At 69.4% G+C, this 16,310-nt stretch carries 19 protein-coding genes and 1 pseudogene; 8 read left to right on the top strand and 12 right to left on the bottom strand.

Annotation, left to right across the window (positions count from 1 at the left end):
- Window positions 1-369, top strand: a pseudogene (locus ACWDSL_RS00800) (hypothetical protein); the annotation flags it as partial.
- Between the two features lie 2 nt (window positions 370-371).
- On the opposite strand, the gene ACWDSL_RS00795 reads toward ACWDSL_RS00800, so the two are convergent.
- The 3 genes from ACWDSL_RS00795 to ACWDSL_RS00785 form a co-directional block, all read right to left on the bottom strand.
- Window positions 372-755, bottom strand: coding sequence for a tautomerase family protein (locus ACWDSL_RS00795; RefSeq protein ID WP_450480278.1), 384 nt, complete (start codon window positions 753-755; stop codon window positions 372-374).
- 109 nt (window positions 756-864) lie between these two features.
- Window positions 865-1,794, bottom strand: a complete 930-nt coding sequence (locus tag ACWDSL_RS00790) for a carbohydrate ABC transporter permease (RefSeq protein ID WP_450480276.1) — start codon at window positions 1,792-1,794, stop codon at window positions 865-867.
- Between the two features lie 96 nt (window positions 1,795-1,890).
- Window positions 1,891-3,438: an FAD-dependent oxidoreductase gene (locus ACWDSL_RS00785; protein ID WP_450480274.1), complete on the bottom strand. Its 1,548-nt coding sequence runs from the start codon at window positions 3,436-3,438 to the stop codon at window positions 1,891-1,893.
- A gap of 116 nt (window positions 3,439-3,554) precedes the next feature.
- On the opposite strand from ACWDSL_RS00785, the gene ACWDSL_RS00780 reads away from it, so the two are divergent.
- Complete coding sequence (locus ACWDSL_RS00780) at window positions 3,555-4,079, top strand: MarR family winged helix-turn-helix transcriptional regulator (RefSeq protein ID WP_450480272.1); 525 nt, start codon at window positions 3,555-3,557, stop codon at window positions 4,077-4,079.
- A gap of 2 nt (window positions 4,080-4,081) precedes the next feature.
- Here the strand turns inward: ACWDSL_RS00780 and ACWDSL_RS00775 are convergent, their stop codons facing one another.
- Together ACWDSL_RS00775 and ACWDSL_RS00770 are read right to left on the bottom strand one after the other, a co-directional pair.
- The gene (locus ACWDSL_RS00775) at window positions 4,082-4,564 is read right to left on the bottom strand and encodes a cupin domain-containing protein (RefSeq protein WP_450480270.1); all 483 of its coding nucleotides are present in this window, start codon (window positions 4,562-4,564) and stop codon (window positions 4,082-4,084) included.
- Between the two features lie 187 nt (window positions 4,565-4,751).
- Window positions 4,752-5,633, bottom strand: a complete 882-nt coding sequence (locus ACWDSL_RS00770; RefSeq protein WP_450480268.1) for an NmrA family NAD(P)-binding protein — start codon at window positions 5,631-5,633, stop codon at window positions 4,752-4,754.
- 119 nt (window positions 5,634-5,752) lie between these two features.
- Between ACWDSL_RS00770 and ACWDSL_RS00765 the strand changes: the two genes are divergently transcribed.
- The 3 genes from ACWDSL_RS00765 (at window position 5,753) to ACWDSL_RS00755 (ending at window position 8,329) form a co-directional block, all read left to right on the top strand.
- Entirely contained in the window at window positions 5,753-6,580 is an 828-nt protein-coding gene (locus ACWDSL_RS00765) for a LysR family transcriptional regulator (protein WP_450480266.1), read from the top strand.
- Between the two features lie 124 nt (window positions 6,581-6,704).
- Window positions 6,705-7,721, top strand: a complete 1,017-nt coding sequence (locus ACWDSL_RS00760) for an aldo/keto reductase (RefSeq protein WP_450480264.1) — start codon at window positions 6,705-6,707, stop codon at window positions 7,719-7,721.
- Between the two features lie 20 nt (window positions 7,722-7,741).
- Entirely contained in the window at window positions 7,742-8,329 is a 588-nt protein-coding gene (locus ACWDSL_RS00755) for a TetR family transcriptional regulator (RefSeq protein WP_450480262.1), read from the top strand.
- A gap of 146 nt (window positions 8,330-8,475) precedes the next feature.
- Here the strand turns inward: ACWDSL_RS00755 and ACWDSL_RS00750 are convergent, their stop codons facing one another.
- The 3 genes from ACWDSL_RS00750 to ACWDSL_RS00740 all read right to left on the bottom strand — a co-directional run bounded on the left by ACWDSL_RS00750 (window position 8,476) and on the right by ACWDSL_RS00740 (window position 10,464).
- Entirely contained in the window at window positions 8,476-8,655 is a 180-nt protein-coding gene (locus tag ACWDSL_RS00750) for a hypothetical protein (RefSeq protein ID WP_385615911.1), read from the bottom strand.
- Between the two features lie 252 nt (window positions 8,656-8,907).
- Window positions 8,908-9,420, bottom strand: a complete 513-nt coding sequence (locus tag ACWDSL_RS00745) for a PaaI family thioesterase (protein WP_450480260.1) — start codon at window positions 9,418-9,420, stop codon at window positions 8,908-8,910.
- Between the two features lie 33 nt (window positions 9,421-9,453).
- Window positions 9,454-10,464: a helix-turn-helix domain-containing protein gene (locus tag ACWDSL_RS00740; protein ID WP_450480259.1), complete on the bottom strand. Its 1,011-nt coding sequence runs from the start codon at window positions 10,462-10,464 to the stop codon at window positions 9,454-9,456.
- A gap of 189 nt (window positions 10,465-10,653) precedes the next feature.
- Between ACWDSL_RS00740 and speB the strand changes: the two genes are divergently transcribed.
- Complete coding sequence (gene speB / locus ACWDSL_RS00735; protein ID WP_450480257.1) at window positions 10,654-11,592, top strand: agmatinase; 939 nt, start codon at window positions 10,654-10,656, stop codon at window positions 11,590-11,592.
- Window positions 11,593-12,208: 616 nt separating this feature from the next.
- Here the strand turns inward: speB and ACWDSL_RS00730 are convergent.
- On the bottom strand, window positions 12,209-12,694 hold the full coding sequence (locus ACWDSL_RS00730; RefSeq protein WP_450480255.1) for a hypothetical protein: 486 nt from the start codon (window positions 12,692-12,694) through the stop codon (window positions 12,209-12,211).
- 64 nt (window positions 12,695-12,758) lie between these two features.
- Between ACWDSL_RS00730 and ACWDSL_RS00725 the strand changes: the two genes are divergently transcribed.
- Window positions 12,759-13,724 carry a helix-turn-helix transcriptional regulator gene (locus ACWDSL_RS00725; RefSeq protein WP_450480253.1) on the top strand — a complete coding sequence of 322 codons (966 nt, stop codon included), beginning with the start codon at window positions 12,759-12,761 and terminating at the stop codon, window positions 13,722-13,724.
- 101 nt (window positions 13,725-13,825) lie between these two features.
- Here ACWDSL_RS00725 and ACWDSL_RS00720 read toward each other — a convergent pair whose 3' ends face one another.
- The gene (locus ACWDSL_RS00720; protein ID WP_450480251.1) at window positions 13,826-14,392 is read right to left on the bottom strand and encodes an N-acetyltransferase family protein; all 567 of its coding nucleotides are present in this window, start codon (window positions 14,390-14,392) and stop codon (window positions 13,826-13,828) included.
- Window positions 14,393-14,505: 113 nt separating this feature from the next.
- Between ACWDSL_RS00720 and ACWDSL_RS00715 the strand changes: the two genes are divergently transcribed.
- Window positions 14,506-15,204, top strand: coding sequence for a hypothetical protein (locus ACWDSL_RS00715; RefSeq protein WP_450480249.1), 699 nt, complete (start codon window positions 14,506-14,508; stop codon window positions 15,202-15,204).
- Here ACWDSL_RS00715 and ACWDSL_RS00710 read toward each other — a convergent pair.
- Entirely contained in the window at window positions 15,201-15,695 is a 495-nt protein-coding gene (locus tag ACWDSL_RS00710) for an HIT family protein (protein ID WP_450480247.1), read from the bottom strand. The two genes, ACWDSL_RS00715 and ACWDSL_RS00710, sit on opposite strands and share 4 nt — an antisense overlap.
- Before the next feature lie 27 nt (window positions 15,696-15,722).
- On the bottom strand, window positions 15,723-16,184 hold the full coding sequence (locus ACWDSL_RS00705) for an ATP-binding protein (protein ID WP_450480245.1): 462 nt from the start codon (window positions 16,182-16,184) through the stop codon (window positions 15,723-15,725).
- Window positions 16,185-16,310 lie beyond the last annotated feature (126 nt).

The raw sequence follows: 16,310 nt of genomic DNA, 5'->3' as shown, positions 1-16,310 counted from the left end.
GCCCGCGACCGGGCGCCGCGCGAGGCCTGCGCCCTCGGCGCGCGGGACGGCTCGCCGCGCTACCGCCTGGACGCGTACTACGGCCCGTACGCGGAAGAGGTCCGCGCCGAGTACGCCGGCAGCCCGGGCCAGGACGGCCCGTCCCCCGGCGACGCGCCCTCGGGCCGGCTGGGCCAGAGCGCCTACTGGGCCAGCGCCCCCTGCCCGGACGGCGCCGAGGACGCGCTGTTCCTGGTCCGCGCGGACGGCACCGAGGACGACACGCGCCGCAAGCCGGACCTGACGTACGAGCGCACGGCGCTCAAGGCGTTCGCGGAGCGCTCGGCCCGACACCACGGATGCGAGGCGCCGGCCACGCCTGCCAAGTGAGTTCAGACCACCTCGCCGCCCACCCCGGAACGTCCCGCGGGCACGCCGACGATGCCCACGGACACCTGCTTGCGGACGGACTCGCCGAAGACCTCGACGACGGCATCGGTGATCGACGCGATCAGCCGCGCGGGGGCGTTCTCGAACTCCGGGTGGTTCAGCGCCCCTTCGCGCATGCTCAGCGTGATGGCTGGCGTGTTCTCCTCGGTCGGCACACCGCCGATGCCATGGCGCCCGCGCGGCACGCCGAACAGATCGACGACCGCGACGGAGCGCAGCCGCTCGCCGTACACCGCGCCCACCGCGTCGGTCAGCGCCCGGATGAGCTTCGGCTCGGTCTTTCCGTCGAGTTCTTCTTCGCGGATCTGCACGGTGAAGTGGGGCATGACGAATCTCCGTTCGGTCGGGTAGCTTGCACGCAGACGTGTTTGCTTTGTAAGCAAAGCATCTTTGAATGCAAAGCTATTGCCCGTGGTTGATCAGTGTCAACCTCGGTCAACCCTTGACCGCGCCTCCCAGCGCGAAGCCGCCGCCCATCCGGCGGGCGATCAGCACGTACAGCAGGATCACGGGGGTCGAGTAGAGGATGGAGAAGGCGGCGAGCTGGCCATAGGCGACCTGGCCGTAGTTGCCGAAGAAGGTGAAGATGCTGACCGACGCCGGGAGTTGGTCCGGGGTGAGCAGCAGCATGAAGGGCACGAAGAAGTTGCCCCACATCATGATGAAGCTGTAGATCATCACGACCGTGATGCCCGGTCCCATCAGGGGCAGGATGACGCGCACCAGGCTCTGCAGCCAGGACGCGCCGTCCGTCCACGCGGCCTCTTCGAGGATGACCGGGACGCCGTCCATGAAGTTCTTCATCAGCCAGACGGCGAACGGGAGTTGCGAGGCGGCCAGGAACAGCGCCGTTCCGTACATCGTGTCGATCAGGTCGACCTGTACGAAGAGGCCGTAGACCGGGACCATGATCGCGGTGATCGGCAGACAGGTGCTGAACAGGATCGTCAGCAGATACGGGCGTACGAGACGGGAGCGGAACCGGGACAGCGGATAGGCGGCGAGGGCCGCGCACGCCACGGTCAGGATGGTGGCCCCGCCGCACAGCAACAGGCTGTTGAGCATCGGCGTGAAGGTGATCTCGTCCGTCCACACCGCCTGGAAGTTGTCCAGCGTGGGGGAGCCGGGGGCGGAGACGCGTAAGGTCGCCTCGCCGTCGACGGAGGCCAGGATCAGCCAGGCCAGCGGGAGTACGAAGGCCGCGGCGACGACGAGCAGGGCGGCGTCGGCGGCCAGTCGGCGGCGGGTGCGGGGCGACCAGGCGGCGGGGCGTTTGGTGGTGGTCGTGCGGGGTTTGGCGATACGGGATCTGAGCGGGGCGGACTTGGCCGGATGGGACAAGGTGCGGCCGGACGGTGCGGACAACCTCGGACCTCCTCGCGCCTGCTGAGCGCAGTCGATCAGCGTTCCGTACATGAAACCGCCCGTCAGGCCGGGAGGGGAAGACTGCGGTCAGCGGCTTCAGTTGGGGTGGGCCGCGAGCGCGGTGGCGTGGCGTAGGGCCGCGTCGCCTTGGCGGGCGGCGGTGCGCATGGCGATATAGCCGTCCGGGCGGATGAGGACGAGTCCGTCTTCGCGCATGTCGTAGCTGCGGTGGGCCTGGCCGTCGGTGTCGATGACCGTGTCGGGACCGGTCGCCGTCGGGTCGTCGGTCACCCGATAGGCGCGCAGCGGGACGGGCGCGTCCCATGCGGCGGCCGTGCCGTGGCCGCCGCCGAAGGACAGCAGCGTCCAGTGCGGGCCGCGCAGCAAGTCGAAGAGGCGGAGCTCGCGGCCGGTCGCGGCGTCGCGGCAGGGCGCGTCGGGCGCCCGGTCACCGGCCTGGAGGCCGTTGCTTCGGGTCGTCAGCGGGCTGTCGGGGTAGGCGATGGTGAGCCCGGTGGTGAAGTCGTCGGTGAGACCGCGCAGCGCGGTCGAACCGTCGCCGTCGTCGAAGGCGCGCATCATCGCGTGCATCCGGGAGGTGCTGTCGTCGAGGACGGCCTGGGCGACGGGGCGGCGTTCTCGCTCGTACGTGTCCAGCAGGGCGGCGTCGGCGCCGCCGAGGACGGCGGCGAGTTTCCAGCCCAGGTTGTAGGCGTCCTGGATGCCGGTGTTCATGCCCTGCCCGCCGGCGGGCGAGTGGATGTGCGCCGCGTCTCCGGCGACGAAGACCCGGCCGACGCGATACCGGTCGACCAGGCATACGTTGATCTGGTACAGCGAACGCCAGCCCGCGTCCTGGAGTTCTACGTTCGGCAGGTCCGCGCGTTCGGCGAAGATGCGGCGGAACAGCTCCAGTGTGGGCGTGCCGGACTCCTGCTCGTCGGCGGGGACGGACGCCTGGAACTGCCAGATGTCGGTGCTGGGCAGCGGGAACAGGGACAGGATCCCGTGCTCGGGGCCGGCCCAGAGGTGCTGGCAGTGCCGGTCGAGGCCCTTGATGCGTACATCGCCGAGGTACCAGCGGTGGTCCGCGTACGAGGTGCCGTGCAGGACGGCCCCCATCCGCTGCCGGACGACGCTGCGGCCCCCGTCGCAGCCGACGAGATAGCGCGCCCGAATCTCGCGCTGCCCGGCCGCCGTTCGTACGGTCGCGGTGACGGAGTCGGCGTCGGCGTCCTGGCGGAGGTCGCTCACGGCCGAGCCCCATTCCACCTGGCCGCCGAGTTCCGCCAGCCGGTCGCGCAGGACGGACTCCAACTGCGGCTGTGACAGCCAGACCGGCGGGTACGGAACGCCGGGGGTCGCTGTGCCCACGGCCACTTCCACGGATTCGGAGATCACGCGCTCCCGGTCGTAGCGCCGGGTCGGGACGTTGATGGCCCCCAGTTCCAGGACGCGGTCGATGACGCCGAGGTCGTCGGCGATCTCCAGTGCGCGCGGCTGGATGGTCTTGGCGCGGGAGGCGGTGCTGGGCCGCTCGGCGGCCTCGACGATGCGGCAGGTGACACCGCGCCGGGCGAGATCGCAGGCCAGGGTCAGCCCGGTGGGTCCGGCGCCGACGATCAGTACGTCGCTCGTGGTCATGACGCCCCTTACCTAACTTAGGTATCTTTATTGAAGGCGGACGTCCCCCAGGGGATGCCGCCTGACTGGGGCCGAATATATACCTAACGTAGGTAACTATTAAAGGGGGCGCTCGCGTGCCGCACGACGACGAGGGGCTGAGGGGACTGCTGCCCGCCGTGAACCGGCTCAGCGGCACGCTGAGCCGCGGACAGCTCTTCGAACGGGCCACCGCGGCCGCCGGGGTGACCCTGGAACGGCCCGCCGTGACGATCCTGGTCATCCTCGACGCGGCGGACCGGCCCCTGCGGGTCGGGGAGATCGCCCAGCGCATGCAGGTCGCCGGTCCGCACGCCACCCGCCAGATCCACGGTCTTGAACAGCGCGGCCTGGTGGAACGGGTGGCCGACCCCGACGACCAGCGGGCCCGTCTGATCACCCTCACCGCGGCCGGCGAAAAGCTCGCCGGCCGCTATCTGCGGGTCATCAACGGCTGGTTCGCCGATGCGCTGTCCGGATGGTCCGATGCGGATCGGCGGCATCTCGTCCTTCTCCTCGGCCGCATGGTCGACGACCTGTCGGCTCATCTGGAGACGGTCACCAGGGACGCCGGGGATGCCGGGGATGCCGGGGACGCCGGGGACGGCCACCCTGTCGATTGATGTCACTCCACGAAGAAGCTGTCGTGGCGGATGCGGAACTCCTCGAGCTCCTTGCCGCCACGCCGGGTCATCTCCGCGACCTGCTCGAAGTACTCCTCGCGCGGTGCGCCCGGGGCGAAGAGCAGCAGCAGGGACGCCGGGTCGTCGGAGTCGTTCTTGAACGCGTGCAGCCCGCCCACCGGTACGTACAGGAAGTCACCCGGCCGCGCCGTGATCCAGTGATCGCCGTCGTAGAGCTGTACAGCCCCCGACAGGATGAAGAAGGACTCCGAGATCGAGCGGTGGAAGTGGGTGCTGGGCCCCGGCGACCTGGGTCCCATGTCAACCCGGTAGAGCCCGAATTCACCCCCGGTGGTGGCGTGGGTGGCCAGATAGTGGGTCCGGTTGCCCGTGGGGGAGTCCAGCTCGGGCGTGGTGTCAACCGGTCTGTAGACCGCGTTGACCTCGCCGTTCTCGCCCAGATAGCGGGGCTCGGGGTACGACATGATCGGCTCCTTTGTCTCATCCGTCACCGCATTGTGGACACGGACGGAGCCGGTGGTCATCGGCCGGATGAACGGGAGGCCAGGGCGCCGGGGACCAGGGCGGGTGACCCATCGGCTCGGTCAAAAGACCGAGCACGTGTGGCCGTTGTCGCCCCAGCCGTACGCGGTCGGCCCCACCTGGCCGGGCTCAGGCCAGGACGGCCGGCTTGAGGACTTCTTCGCACCACTGGCGGAAGCTGGTGGGGGTGGTGGACCGAGGGGTGCGCGGTTCGGCGTTGTCCAGGCCCTGGTTCTTGGCCACCATCATGTCGAAGAAACCCCGCACCATCGCCTCGGACATCCCGTGTCCGGCCAGCGCCGCCGTGAAGTCGTCGGCGGGGACGTGCTGGAAGCGCACCGGCTTCCCCAGCACCTCGGACATGATCCGCGCCATGTCCTCGTTGGAAAGGTCCTCGGGCCCCAGGATCGGGGCCTCGCCATGGGCTCCGCTCCAGGAGTCGTCCAGCAGCAGTTCGGCGGCGACGGCCGCGATGTCGCGGGTGGCGCAGGTGGGGGCCTTGAGGTCGCCGGAGAGGGGGGAGGAGAACATGCCCTGGTTCTTGATCGAGTCAACTTCGCGGAGCATGTTGTCCATGAACGAGGCTGCCGTCAGCGCCCGGTAGTTGACGCCCGTGGCCGCGATCAGGTCGTCCATGGCCAGCGAGCCCGACACCAGCCCGGCGTTCACGATCACCCCGCGGCCCAGGGCCGAGACGCCGACCACCCGCTTGACCCCCTGGGCCTTGAACGCGTCACACGCGGGCCGGGTGAAGTCCAGATACGCCGCCTCGAGGCTCTTGGCGCGGGGATTCGGCGGCGCCAGCCAGAAGACGGCGTCCGCGCCCGCGCATGCCTTGTCGATGACGTCGAAGTCGCCGTGCGACCCGGCTATGACCTCGACGCGCTCGTGTATCCGCGGGGAGAGCCGGGAGGGATCGCGTGCGATCACCCGGATCGGCTCGCCGCTGTCGAACAGATTCTCAAGGACCTGGCTCCCGATCTGGCCGGTGGGAGTGGTGATGACGATCATGGAAAAGGGCCTCCTGATGAGTGGCGAACCGGCTTCCCGGACGCCGTGCGGAGGTAACTCTCCGCCGATAAAGGGGTGTTCGTCCAATACCTCTTCGCGCGCATTGATACCCTCCGGGTATGGATCTGGATCTGCGTAAGCTGCGCTACTTCGTGGCCGTGGCGGAGCACGGGCACTTCGGCCGGGCCGCCGACCGGCTGCATATCGCGCAGCCCGTCCTCAGCCGGCAGATCCGCGCGCTGGAGCAGGAGCTCGGCTGTGTGCTGCTGGAGCGCACCACCCGTTCCGTACGGCTGACCCCGGCCGGCGAGCAGTTGCAGAAGGACGCGCTCGACGTGCTCGCCGCCGCGCGCGCCGCCACCCGGCGCGTGCACAGCGTGGCGCGCGGCGCCCACCGCCTGGTCGTCGGCTTCGTGCCCGGGCTGAGCGTCTCGACCGCCGTCCGCGCGTTCGCCCACGAGCACCCCGGCGTCGAGATCGAACTGCTCCGGCTGAACTGGTACGAGCAGGCCGAGGCGCTACGGGACGGCCGGGCCGACGTCGGCTATCTGCGCAACCCCTCCGACGTGGACGGGCTTCACACCGTCCCGATCGGCAGCGAGCCGCAGGTCGTCTGCCTGCCCGCCGCCCACCCCCTGGCGTCCCGGCGCCGGCTCACGCACGCCGATCTCGACGGCGAGGAGATCCTGGACGGTGAGCGGCGGCGCATCGCGACGATCGAAGAGAAGCTCGAGCTCGTCGCGGCCGGGGTCGGTATCGCCCTGGTGCCCCGTAGTGTCGCGCGCTACTACTCCCGGCCCGACCTGGTGCATCGGCCGGTGACCGACGGCGTGTCGCACGAAACCTGCCTCGCCGTGGTCGAGGACCGCCGCCAGCAGCATCTGTGGGACTTTCTGGCCGTCGCGGCACAGGCGCTGGCCGGGGCGGCGTCCGTGAGGCGCCCGTGAATCCGTGAGGTGCCCGTGAGACGCGCGACACGCACGGCCGGTACGGCTGACAAATATTGAAATCTGTCAGTCATGCATGTCATGCTTCCTGAACGCACCCCACCCCCGTCCCGAGGAGCGTTCTGTGCAGACCCGCACCCTTGGCACCACCGGCCCCCAGGTCTCCGCGCTCGGCCTCGGCTGCATGGGCATGTCCGGCATGTACGGCGAGGCCGACCGCGCCGAGTCCATCGCCACCATCCACGCCGCGCTCGACGCCGGGATCACCCTCCTCGACACCGGCGACTTCTACGGCATGGGCCATAACGAACTGCTCATCAACGAGGCGCTTCGCACCGCCCCCGCCGCCCTGCGCGCACAGGCCCTGACCAGCGTGAAGTTCGGCGCCCTGCGCGATCCGGCGGGCGGCTGGCGCGGCAACGACGGCCGCCCGGAAGCCGTCGGGAACTTCCTCGCCTACTCCCTGCAGCGCTTGGGCACCGACCACATCGACATCTACCGCATCGCCCGCGTCGACCCCGCCGTACCCATCGAGGAGACGGTCGGCGCCATCGCCGAGGCCGTCCAGGCCGGATATGTACGCCACATCGGCCTCTCGGAGGCGGGTCCCGAGACCATCCGCAGGGCCGCCGCCACCGCCCCGATCGTGGATCTCCAGATCGAGTACTCCCTGCTCGACCGGGCCATCGAGGACGAGATCCTGCCCGTCTGCGGCGAACTGGGCATCGGCATCACCGCATACGGGGTGCTCTCGCGCGGCCTGATCAGCGGCCACTGGAGCCGGGACCGCAAGGCCGCCGCCGGCGACTTCCGCGCCCACAGCCCGCGCTTCAGCGGGGACAACCTCGACCGCAACCTCGCCCTCGTCGACGCGCTCCGCGAGGTCGCCGACGGCAAGGGCGTCAGCGTCGCACAGACGGCCATCGCCTGGGTGCTGGCCCAGAACGCCCGGCAGCCCGCCGCCATCGTCCCGCTCGTCGGTGCCCGCCGCCGCGACCGCCTGGCGGAATCGCTCGGCGCGCTGGAGGTTACGCTCGATGCCGACGACCTGGCCGCCATCGAGGAGGCCGTTCCGACCGGCGCCGCGGCAGGCACGCGCTACCCGGAAGAGCAGATGACCCACCTCGACAGCGAGAAGTAGCCGATGACGTAAGGGACCTGATGCCGCCGCCCGAGAATCCCCTGACCCCCGCCCGCATCCTCGAAGCCACCGAGGACGTACTGCGCCGCTACGGCCCGGCCAAGGCCACGGTCGTGGACGTCGCCCGTGCGCTGGGGGTCAGCCACGGCAGCGTCTACCGCCACTTCGCCACGAAGGCCGCGCTGCGCGAGGCGGTCACCGAGCGGTGGCTCGACCGTGAGCACGACGAGCTGTCGGCCATCGCCGACGGCAAGGGCCCCGCGGCAGACCGCCTGCGGCGCTGGCTGGCGGCCCTCTTCGCGGCCAAGCGGCGCAAGGCCGGCGACGACCCGGAGCTGTTCGCCACGTTCATGGAGCTGGCCCGCGAGAACAGCGGCACCGTCGCCCGGTATCTCACGACGCTGCTGAAGCAGCTCGCCACGATCGTGGAGAGCGGGGTCGCGAGCGGCGAGTTCGCCGCGCGCGACGCGGCGGCGACGGCGCGGGCGCTGTGGGACGCGACGGCGCGTTTCCACGACCCCATGTACGCGTCGGAGTGGGCGGACCCCGAGATCGACGCGGACTTCACGGAGGTGTGCGAGCTGGTGCTGCGCGGCCTGCGCGCGTAGCGATCCACGGTCATGGCGATCTGCGGTCACGACGATCTACGGTCACGACGATCTACGGTCAGTGGAAGGCCCCCGGCATTCGCCGAGGGCCTTCCGCTGCGTCGCATCTTCATGTGGCGCTGTGCCTTATGCGGTGCCGTACCTTCTCAACGCACCTCGATGTAGACGTTGTTGTCCTTGACTCGGGCGCCGATGTCGCACCACACGGTCGAGGTTCCTCCGGTGAAGACCCAGGGACCTAGGTGGTAGTACTCGTAGCCGTCCGCCTTCTTGCACCAGACCCATGCCCTGTAGCTGTCCGACGAGGTGCCACCCGTGCACCTCACCTCCCCTCCTCGGTGCCCCTCGCTCCCCGTGACGAGCCAGGAGAGGCAGTTGCTGGGGGTGGCGCTGGCTGACGGGGCGAGAGTCACCAATCCGCCGCCGGCGATGGCAACCGCCGCGGCGAGACCGGCAATATTTCGTCGAGTGAACATGCCGCGCATGTCCCCTTTCTGAAGCTGCTGGATGCTGTGGTCTCACTGTCGTCCACGCCGGTATGTCCCGTCGTTAGCAAGGGGTGCGAGCATTTTTCGCATTCAGCGCGAGCGCGAGGGTCCGGACTTCGCGGTGAGCACGATCTGGGTCTGGGTGGTCTGTCCCACCAGCCGGTCCTTGTCGTCCCGCAGATCGGTCTGTACGACGATGAGGGTGCCGCCGACGTGCAGGGGCCGGGCCGTGGCGTGGACCCGCCCGGAGGCCACTCCCCGCAGGAAGTTGGTCTTGGACTCCACCGTGGACGTCCCGGCGCCCTGCGGGAGGTTGAGATAGGCGCAGACGGCGCCGACGGAGTCGGCCAGCGCCATCAGGGCCCCGCCGTGTATGACTCCACCCGCGGTGCAGACCTCCGGTGACCAGGCCAGACTGCCCACGGCCCGGTCGGGGGCGGCCTCGTGGAGTTCGACGCCCAGCTGTGCCGCGAAGGGCATGGCGGCCAGGAGGGTGGCGGGGCTGAGGGCTGCCGTCTCGGGCGTCTCGGTCGTCTCGGATGTCTGGGACGTCTCGGAAGGCTCAGAAGTCTCGGAACGCTCGGAAGGCTCGGAAGGGGGCATGGCGTGCTGCCTTTCGGGGTCGAAGGGTCAGGGTTATGCGGCCGGAATCCGGTGGGCCAGTTGGTCGCCGAGAGAGCTACGGCGGTACAGCACCTGCCGTCCGTGGCGCGCCCGGGTGACCAGGCCCGTCGCGTACAGCACGCGAAGGTGCTGGGACACGGCGCTGGGGGTGACGCTGAGGCGGCGAGCGACCTCCGTCGTTGCCAGCGGCTCTTCGAGGATGCGGAGCAGGGTGGCTCTGGGCGCGCCGAGCAGAGAGGCGAGAGCCGTCGCGTCAGGGGTCGATGGCGGGGCCCAGAGCGTCGCCACCGCACGGCTGGGGTACGCCAGCACCGGTGGATCGTCCGGGTTGATGGGGGGTGCCGGTTTCTGCGCGAACACGGACGGTATCAGCAGCAGCCCTCGGCCGGAGGCCGCGGTGCGGTGCTCGCCGACCACCTTGTCGATGTGCAGCACTCCGTCCTGCCATCGCAGGTTCGGGTGCATGTCGGTGAAGAGCAGGCGTGCGCCTCCTTTGGCCAGTTGCCGCGCGCGGTAGGTCATATCGGCTTCCAGCGTGAGTCGTATCTGCGGCCACATCGGTTTGATGGCGAGTTCCCAGTACTGACTCAAGAGTTCGCAGATGGTGTCGCAGAGACTGGCGACCCTCGTGTCGGCGTCGGCGTTGGCGTCGGCGTCGGTGGCGGTGGCGTCGTGCAGGGCTTCCGGGAGCGGGCCCGGCGCGTGTGTGGCCAGCAGGTCGCGGCGGATCAGCTCGGGGGAGGACTGGCGGGCGACGGCCAGTTCGTCTTCGAAGGCCGGGGCGAAGTGTGTGGGGCGCGGGGTCAGGAAGTCGGGAAGTATGTGGCGCTTTCCGATCAGGGACATCAGCAGTTCGGTGTCGAGCGCGCCGAGTCTGGGGAGTACGGACCTGCGCCACGGCAGATGCAGGGCGGACTGGCCCGGATCACGTAGCACCCGCAGGCTGAGCACGGTCTCCTGCAAGGGTGAGACGGCAAACCGGGTGTCGGCAAGGTCCTCGACACCGAGCACGAAGCTGATCATTAAGCTCTACGCTACATCGTTTGCCCAAGTTCGCGGCTCTGCCGTGGACTTCACCGCATGACACACGAAGCCCAGGGGCAGCACACGGCGACCGTCACGGGCGCGGCACGCGGCATCGATGCCGTGACGACGGTTGATCGACCGGTCCTTCCGCCCGGCATGCGGGCCCAGCTCGATTCGTCCTCGTACATGGGCGTGCCGACCTTCGGCCTGCGGCCCCACCTGACCGAACCGGAACAACTCGACGAGTGGCAGCCCGACGTCGCCGTGATCGGCGCGCCATGGGACGACAACACGACCAACCGCCCTGGCGCTCGTTTCGGGCCCCGCGCGCTGCGCGCCAACGCCTACGACGCGGGCACTTACCACCTCGATCTTCAGATCGAGATCTTCGACCACCTCGCGGTCGTCGACTACGGTGACGCGATCGTCTCACCCGGTATGTGGGACCTGTCGCGCGATGCCATCTACCGTCGGGTCTCCGATGTGGTGAGCCGCGGCATCATCCCCGTGGTGATCGGGGGTGACCACTCGGTGACGTGGCCGAGCGGGATGGCGGTCGGCGCGCATTACGGCCACGGTCGGATCGGGATGATCCATTTTGACGCCCACGCCGACACGGCTGACATTCTGCGCGGCAACCTCGCCAGTCACGGAACACCGATGAGGCGACTGATCGAGTCGGGAGCGATTGCCGGACGAGACTTCATCCAGGTCGGGCTTCGGGGCTACTGGCCACCGGCCGACGTACAGGAGTGGATGCGCGAGCAGGGAATGCGCCATCACACGATGCAGGAGATCTGGGAGCGCGGCATCAAGGATGTGATGGACGATGTCATCGCCGAAGCGATCGACGGCACCGATGGTGTCTACATCTCGATCGACATCGACGTACTGGACCCGGGGTTCGCGCCGGGGACGGGAACACCCGAGCCTGGTGGTTTCGCGCCGGTCGACCTGCTCAGAGCCGTTCGCCGGATCGCTCTGGAGACCAACGTGGTCGCGCTCGACGTCACCGAGGTCTGCCCTCCGTACGACCACGCCGACCTGACGGTCAACAACGCCCATCGGCTGATCTGGGAGACACTTGCCGGCCTGGCCTACAAGCGCGCCCGACGAACCGAGTGACACCGCGCGGCCGATGCTAGGGCGAGCCCTCTGAGGGCGGTGCGCTGCGGTGCGCTGCGGTGCGCTGCGCGTTGGCTGTGCTGCGCTTCGGCTGCGCCTGTGCGCCGTCTCGCGGCATTCGGTTCGGGCGGGTGCGGCTTTCGTCTCGGACCCTCCGGGTCCAAAGCGGCAGCAGCGGGAGGGAAGGGGGCGGCCGACGCGGCGTCCCGGTCCTCGGCCCGGCGGGCGGCTGAGCTCAGGACAGGCTCCGCTGCGCTCCGCCGCAGCTGCTGCCGCGCGGTGGCCAAGCCGGTCAGTCGGCTCTCCACCCACCTGCTCTTAAAAAGATGCTTGCTTTATATCAAGTACTGCATCAAGCGATGATTTAAGAGCAGGTGGGGGGAGGGCCTGAGCGGACCGGCGTCCACCGCTCCGGACGGCCACCCGCCGTTCCGCTGCCCGTCGGCCGGTGACGACCCGTTGGGCTGGACGGTGACGATGCCTCCGGCGCCCCTCCCCTTCCCGCTGTTGGCCGCTGTGCGCCGAAGGCGCGAGACGATACCTGCTCACGGCAACCGGGCCATGTCGTCCAACGGCGAGGCGAGGCGAGCCGACCCGAAACGCGACGCCGTCGCCGTTACGCGCGGTCTGTGGCTGTGCGCCGGGTGAAGTCCATGTGCCAGTTGGTGATCCAGGTCTGCCCGTCGTCGAGGGAAAACGCCTGCTCCCAGTGGGCGCGGTCGGCGGTGATGCCGGACCAGATGAAGCGCGCCCGGACCTTGCGGCCGTCGTGCTCGTCGTCGCCGTGGAAGACGCCGGTGCCGTCCGCGCCGAAGCTGCCGGTGACGGGTGGGAAGAGGGTGCCGGTGCGCTTGCTGGCCCAGTACAGCGACCACTGTGCGGTCGCCGGGTTGAACAGCCGCAGCGTCAGCCCGGAGAAGCCCTTCGTCGGGAACTCGATCTCGTCGAAGCTGGCGGAGCCGTCGAAATGGGCGGAGGCGCGGGTGGTGCCGGGGAACTCCTCCCAGCGGTCGTCGCCCTCGGTGGGGTCCAGGAAGTCCTTGCGCCAGCGGTTGGCGACGTCGTAGGTGCCGGTGAAGAACGCGAAGTCGTTGTTCGTCATGCCGCAGACGCTAGGACCGGTCCCCTGACATCCTTTGTCAGGGGACCGGCGTAGGTTTGCGGCCATGCGTGCCAGCCGACTCCTCTCGCTTCTGCTCCTGCTGCAAAACCGTGGCCGGATGACCGCTGACGAGCTGGCGGCGGAGCTTGAGGTGTCCGTGCGCACGGTGTACCGGGATGTGCAGGCGCTGATCGCGGCGGGCGTGCCGCTCTACGGCGAGGCGGGCCACGCGGGCGGCTATGCCCTGCTGGATGGCTACCGCACGCGGTTGACCGGGCTGACCGCGGACGAGGCGCAGACGCTGTTCCTGGCTGGTCTCCCGGGGCCGGCGGCCGAGCTGGGGCTGGGCTCGGTGCTGGCGGCCGCCGAGCTGAAGTTGGAGGCGGCTTTGCCGGCCCAGTTGCGGGATCAGGGCCGGCGGATCCGTGAGTGCTTCCACCTCGACGCCCCGGGCTGGTACCGGGAGGCGGACGAGGTGCCGCATCTGCCGGCGGTGGCGGCCGCGGTGTGGCAGCGCCGTGCCATCTGGGTGCGCTATCGCCGCTGGTATGCCCCGCAGGTGGTGGAGCGGCGTCTGGAGCCGTGCGGGATCGTGCTCAAGGCCGGACGCTGGTACACCGTCGCTCGTGCCGATGAGGAACTGCGCACCTACCGGATCGGGCAGATCCTCGCCCTGGAGCAACTGGACGAGGCGTTCGATCCGCCGGCCGGTTTCGAGCTGGCTCGTCACTGGCAGGCCCATTCGGCGGGGCTGCAGGAGCGGCTGTGGCAGGGCGAAGCGGAGATACGCATTTCACCGGTCGGCATCGCCCGGCTGCAGGACTTCGCGGCGCAGGCGGTGATCGACGGTGCGAACCGAGGAGAGCCGGAGGCCGACGGCTGGCGCCGAAGCGTCATCCCCGTCGAGAGCCTCGCACACGCGGAGTCGGAGCTGTTGCGGCTGGGCCCGGAGGTGGAAGTGCTCGCGCCGACCGAGCTTCGGGAGCACATCGCGGCATCGGCACGAGCCATGGCGGCGCTCTACGGCTGAAGTCACGATCTCGGGCTTCCACTTCCAGCCACGCCGGCCGCGACCGCTCACGCTCGGTCTCGCCGACTCAAGCGGTCATCCGCCAGGTCGGTGCGAACTTGTCAGCGGAGGTCGACCATGTAGAAGACCTTGTCGTAGCGGCGTTCGCCGACGGCGACGAAGTCGGGCAGCCGGCCGTATTCGCTGAAGCCCAGTGACCGGTAGAGGTCCAGGGCGTTGGCGTTGTCGCCACGGGCGTCCAGGGTGAGGACCTCGATACCGGCCTGGCGGGCGTCGGCGATCAAGGCGGCGGTCAGCGCCCGGCCGATGCCACGCCCATGGGCGGTGGCAGCCACCGCGATCTTCTCCAGGTCGGCGTGCGGCCTGTGGGTCGGCCGGGCGTAGCGGAGCCAGTACCCCAACCCGACCAGCCGACGGTCGAGATAAGCGGCGCGCAGGGCGCCATCCCCGGCCCGCACCGCGGCGACGACCTGGCCGAGGAGTTCCGCCACCTCTGGGCGTGAGGGCGGTTCGACCCAGCCGAGCGCGGCACCTCCGCGGACCAGGTCCGCCAGGATCCGGTGGGCCGACTCCGCGAAGCGGGCTGCCAGCTCCGGATCGGACATCAGCTCCATCGCGCTCAGGATGACCGGGTCAGCGGCCCCGTCGCTGGTCATGGCCGTATTCATGGCCGAGAGACTATCCAGCCGCCCATGGCCCGGCCGAGACTGCCCTTCCCGGGGGAACTGCTGGAACCATCGTCCAGCGACAGCAGATGACGACAGGCACAGAAGGGCATCGCATGACCAGCCGCGACCTCGACACTGAAAGCGAAGTCTGGGACCCCTTGGGCACCTTGCACCAGGCGTTATGGATCTGCGGGGGCCAGTGGGCCGGAAAATCGACCGTCTCCAGAATCCTGGCGGCACGGTATGGCGTCACCGTCTATCACTACGACTACCACGACGCCCGCGCTCACAACGATCGCCGCATCGCACGTCGCATCAGCCTCGGCGAGCCCGTCGCCGATCCTGACCTGGACGAGGTGTGGGTCAACACCACCCCCGAAGCGATGGCCGCCCAGACCCTGGCCGATTTCCCGGTCCGCTTCGAATGGACGCTTGACGACCTGCGTGCGTTGGTTTCCGGGAGGCCGATCATCGCCGAGGGCTGGGGGCTCCGCCCCGAGCTCGTAGCCCCCATCATCGACTCACCGCGTCGGATGATCGTCATGGTGCCCACACCCGAGTTCCGCCAACATCAAGTTCGCGTGCTGCCCCGGGCCGCCGCGCTCGATCACCCCGTCAGCGACCCGGCCAGAGCGCAGGCCAATCGCCTCGTCCGTGACCGTCTCATCGCCGAGGAGGCTGTGCGCGCCGCCCGTGGGCTGGGTATCCGCGTGCTCGAAGTCGATGGCTCCCGCGACGCCATGGCCATCGCCGATGACGTCGCGGACCACTTCAGCCCCTACCTCGGGCCACGGCAGGACCAAGAAGACTAGTCACCCATGCGGTCACGGATGCGCGCGGCCATGGCGGAGGCTCCCTCGGGCTCCATGGCCAGCACGCCGTTCTCGGTCATCAGCGCCGCGAACTGCTGTTGTTCGTAGGGGGTGTCCGGCGGCAACCCGGCGATATGCCAGTGCAGATGTGCGTTTCCTTGCTGGCTGCCCAGGGAGTAGAGGTACGTTCGCTCGGCGCCCACGCAGTCCTCCACCGCGAGGGTGACCTCCCGCACCACCAGCATGAGCCGCGTGTAGGACTCCGGGTCGAGATCACGAACGACGTGCTCGATGTGTCGCTTCGGGGCGACCAGTACTTTGCCGGGGAGGGTGGGCCACCGGTCGAGGAGGGCGATGTGGTCGTCGTCCTCGTAGACGGTGTGATGTGCGAAGTCGGGGTGTCCGGATACGAAGGCGCAGACGAAGCATGGCCCGCGCTGCGCTCTGGCCGTGTACGCCTTCAGGTCCATCGGCTGCCGTTCCGGTGGCATGGGCGGGCTCTTTCCTTGGAGGTCCGGTCAGAGTTGGACCGGGGACGTGGCCAGGTCGAGTTCGACCCAGACTTCCTTGCCCACGGTTCGCTCCCGTACACCCCAGCGGGTCGCCAGCGCGCGCACGATCAGGAGCCCGCGCCCGAACTTGTCGTCGGGGGTAGGGCGGCGCGGCTGGGGGAGGCGTTCGCCCTTGGCGTCGCAGACGGCGATGCGCAGGAGTGTTTTGGTGAGGGTGAGTTGAACGTGGAAGTTGCGCCCCGGGACGCCGCCGTGGAGGACGGCGTTGGCGCCCAGTTCGGAGACGATGAGCGCAGCGTCGTCCGCGAGGGCGGGGTGGCCCCAGTGAGCAACCATCTTGGCGGTGTAGCGGCGCGCGAAGGTCACGCTTTTGGGGAACGGCGAGTAGTCGACGCGATCGTGATGGACGACGGGGTCGTGGGAGTTGTTGGGGTCGGGGCTCCGTGGGTCTTGCGGCGCGAATGCCATCACGCACCTCCAGCAGGCGGCGGGAATTGGCCCGAGCGCGCGAGGGCATGGCGGGTCGCGGCCCGCCGACTCGCCTCGCTGCGCGAGCGGTTCATCACGGACCGTAGCGCCTCCCGGGAGATCGTT

It is taken from the genome of Streptomyces sp. NPDC000941, assembly GCF_053599555.1.
This window is presented reverse-complemented; position numbering and strand designations above follow the sequence as displayed.

Bases quoted from the DNA above. Each gene is read 5' to 3' on its own strand.
- ACWDSL_RS00730 (WP_450480255.1), bottom strand. From the start codon at position 12,694: ATGACGAACAACGACTTCGCGTTCTTCACCGGCACCTACGACGTCGCC.
- ACWDSL_RS00740 (WP_450480259.1), bottom strand. From the start codon at position 10,464: ATGATCAGCTTCGTGCTCGGTGTCGAGGACCTTGCCGACACCCGGTTT.
- speB (WP_450480257.1), top strand. From the start codon at position 10,654: ATGGGCGTGCCGACCTTCGGCCTGCGGCCCCACCTGACCGAACCGGAA.
- ACWDSL_RS00725 (WP_450480253.1), top strand. From the start codon at position 12,759: ATGCGTGCCAGCCGACTCCTCTCGCTTCTGCTCCTGCTGCAAAACCGT.
- ACWDSL_RS00785 (WP_450480274.1), bottom strand. From the start codon at position 3,438: ATGACCACGAGCGACGTACTGATCGTCGGCGCCGGACCCACCGGGCTG.
- ACWDSL_RS00720 (WP_450480251.1), bottom strand. From the start codon at position 14,392: ATGAATACGGCCATGACCAGCGACGGGGCCGCTGACCCGGTCATCCTG.
- ACWDSL_RS00795 (WP_450480278.1), bottom strand. From the start codon at position 755: ATGCCCCACTTCACCGTGCAGATCCGCGAAGAAGAACTCGACGGAAAG.
- ACWDSL_RS00745 (WP_450480260.1), bottom strand. From the start codon at position 9,420: ATGCCCCCTTCCGAGCCTTCCGAGCGTTCCGAGACTTCTGAGCCTTCC.
- ACWDSL_RS00710 (WP_450480247.1), bottom strand. From the start codon at position 15,695: ATGCCACCGGAACGGCAGCCGATGGACCTGAAGGCGTACACGGCCAGA.
- ACWDSL_RS00775 (WP_450480270.1), bottom strand. From the start codon at position 4,564: ATGTCGTACCCCGAGCCCCGCTATCTGGGCGAGAACGGCGAGGTCAAC.
- ACWDSL_RS00705 (WP_450480245.1), bottom strand. From the start codon at position 16,184: ATGGCATTCGCGCCGCAAGACCCACGGAGCCCCGACCCCAACAACTCC.
- ACWDSL_RS00715 (WP_450480249.1), top strand. From the start codon at position 14,506: ATGACCAGCCGCGACCTCGACACTGAAAGCGAAGTCTGGGACCCCTTG.
- ACWDSL_RS00770 (WP_450480268.1), bottom strand. From the start codon at position 5,633: ATGATCGTCATCACCACTCCCACCGGCCAGATCGGGAGCCAGGTCCTT.
- ACWDSL_RS00755 (WP_450480262.1), top strand. From the start codon at position 7,742: ATGCCGCCGCCCGAGAATCCCCTGACCCCCGCCCGCATCCTCGAAGCC.
- ACWDSL_RS00765 (WP_450480266.1), top strand. From the start codon at position 5,753: ATGGATCTGGATCTGCGTAAGCTGCGCTACTTCGTGGCCGTGGCGGAG.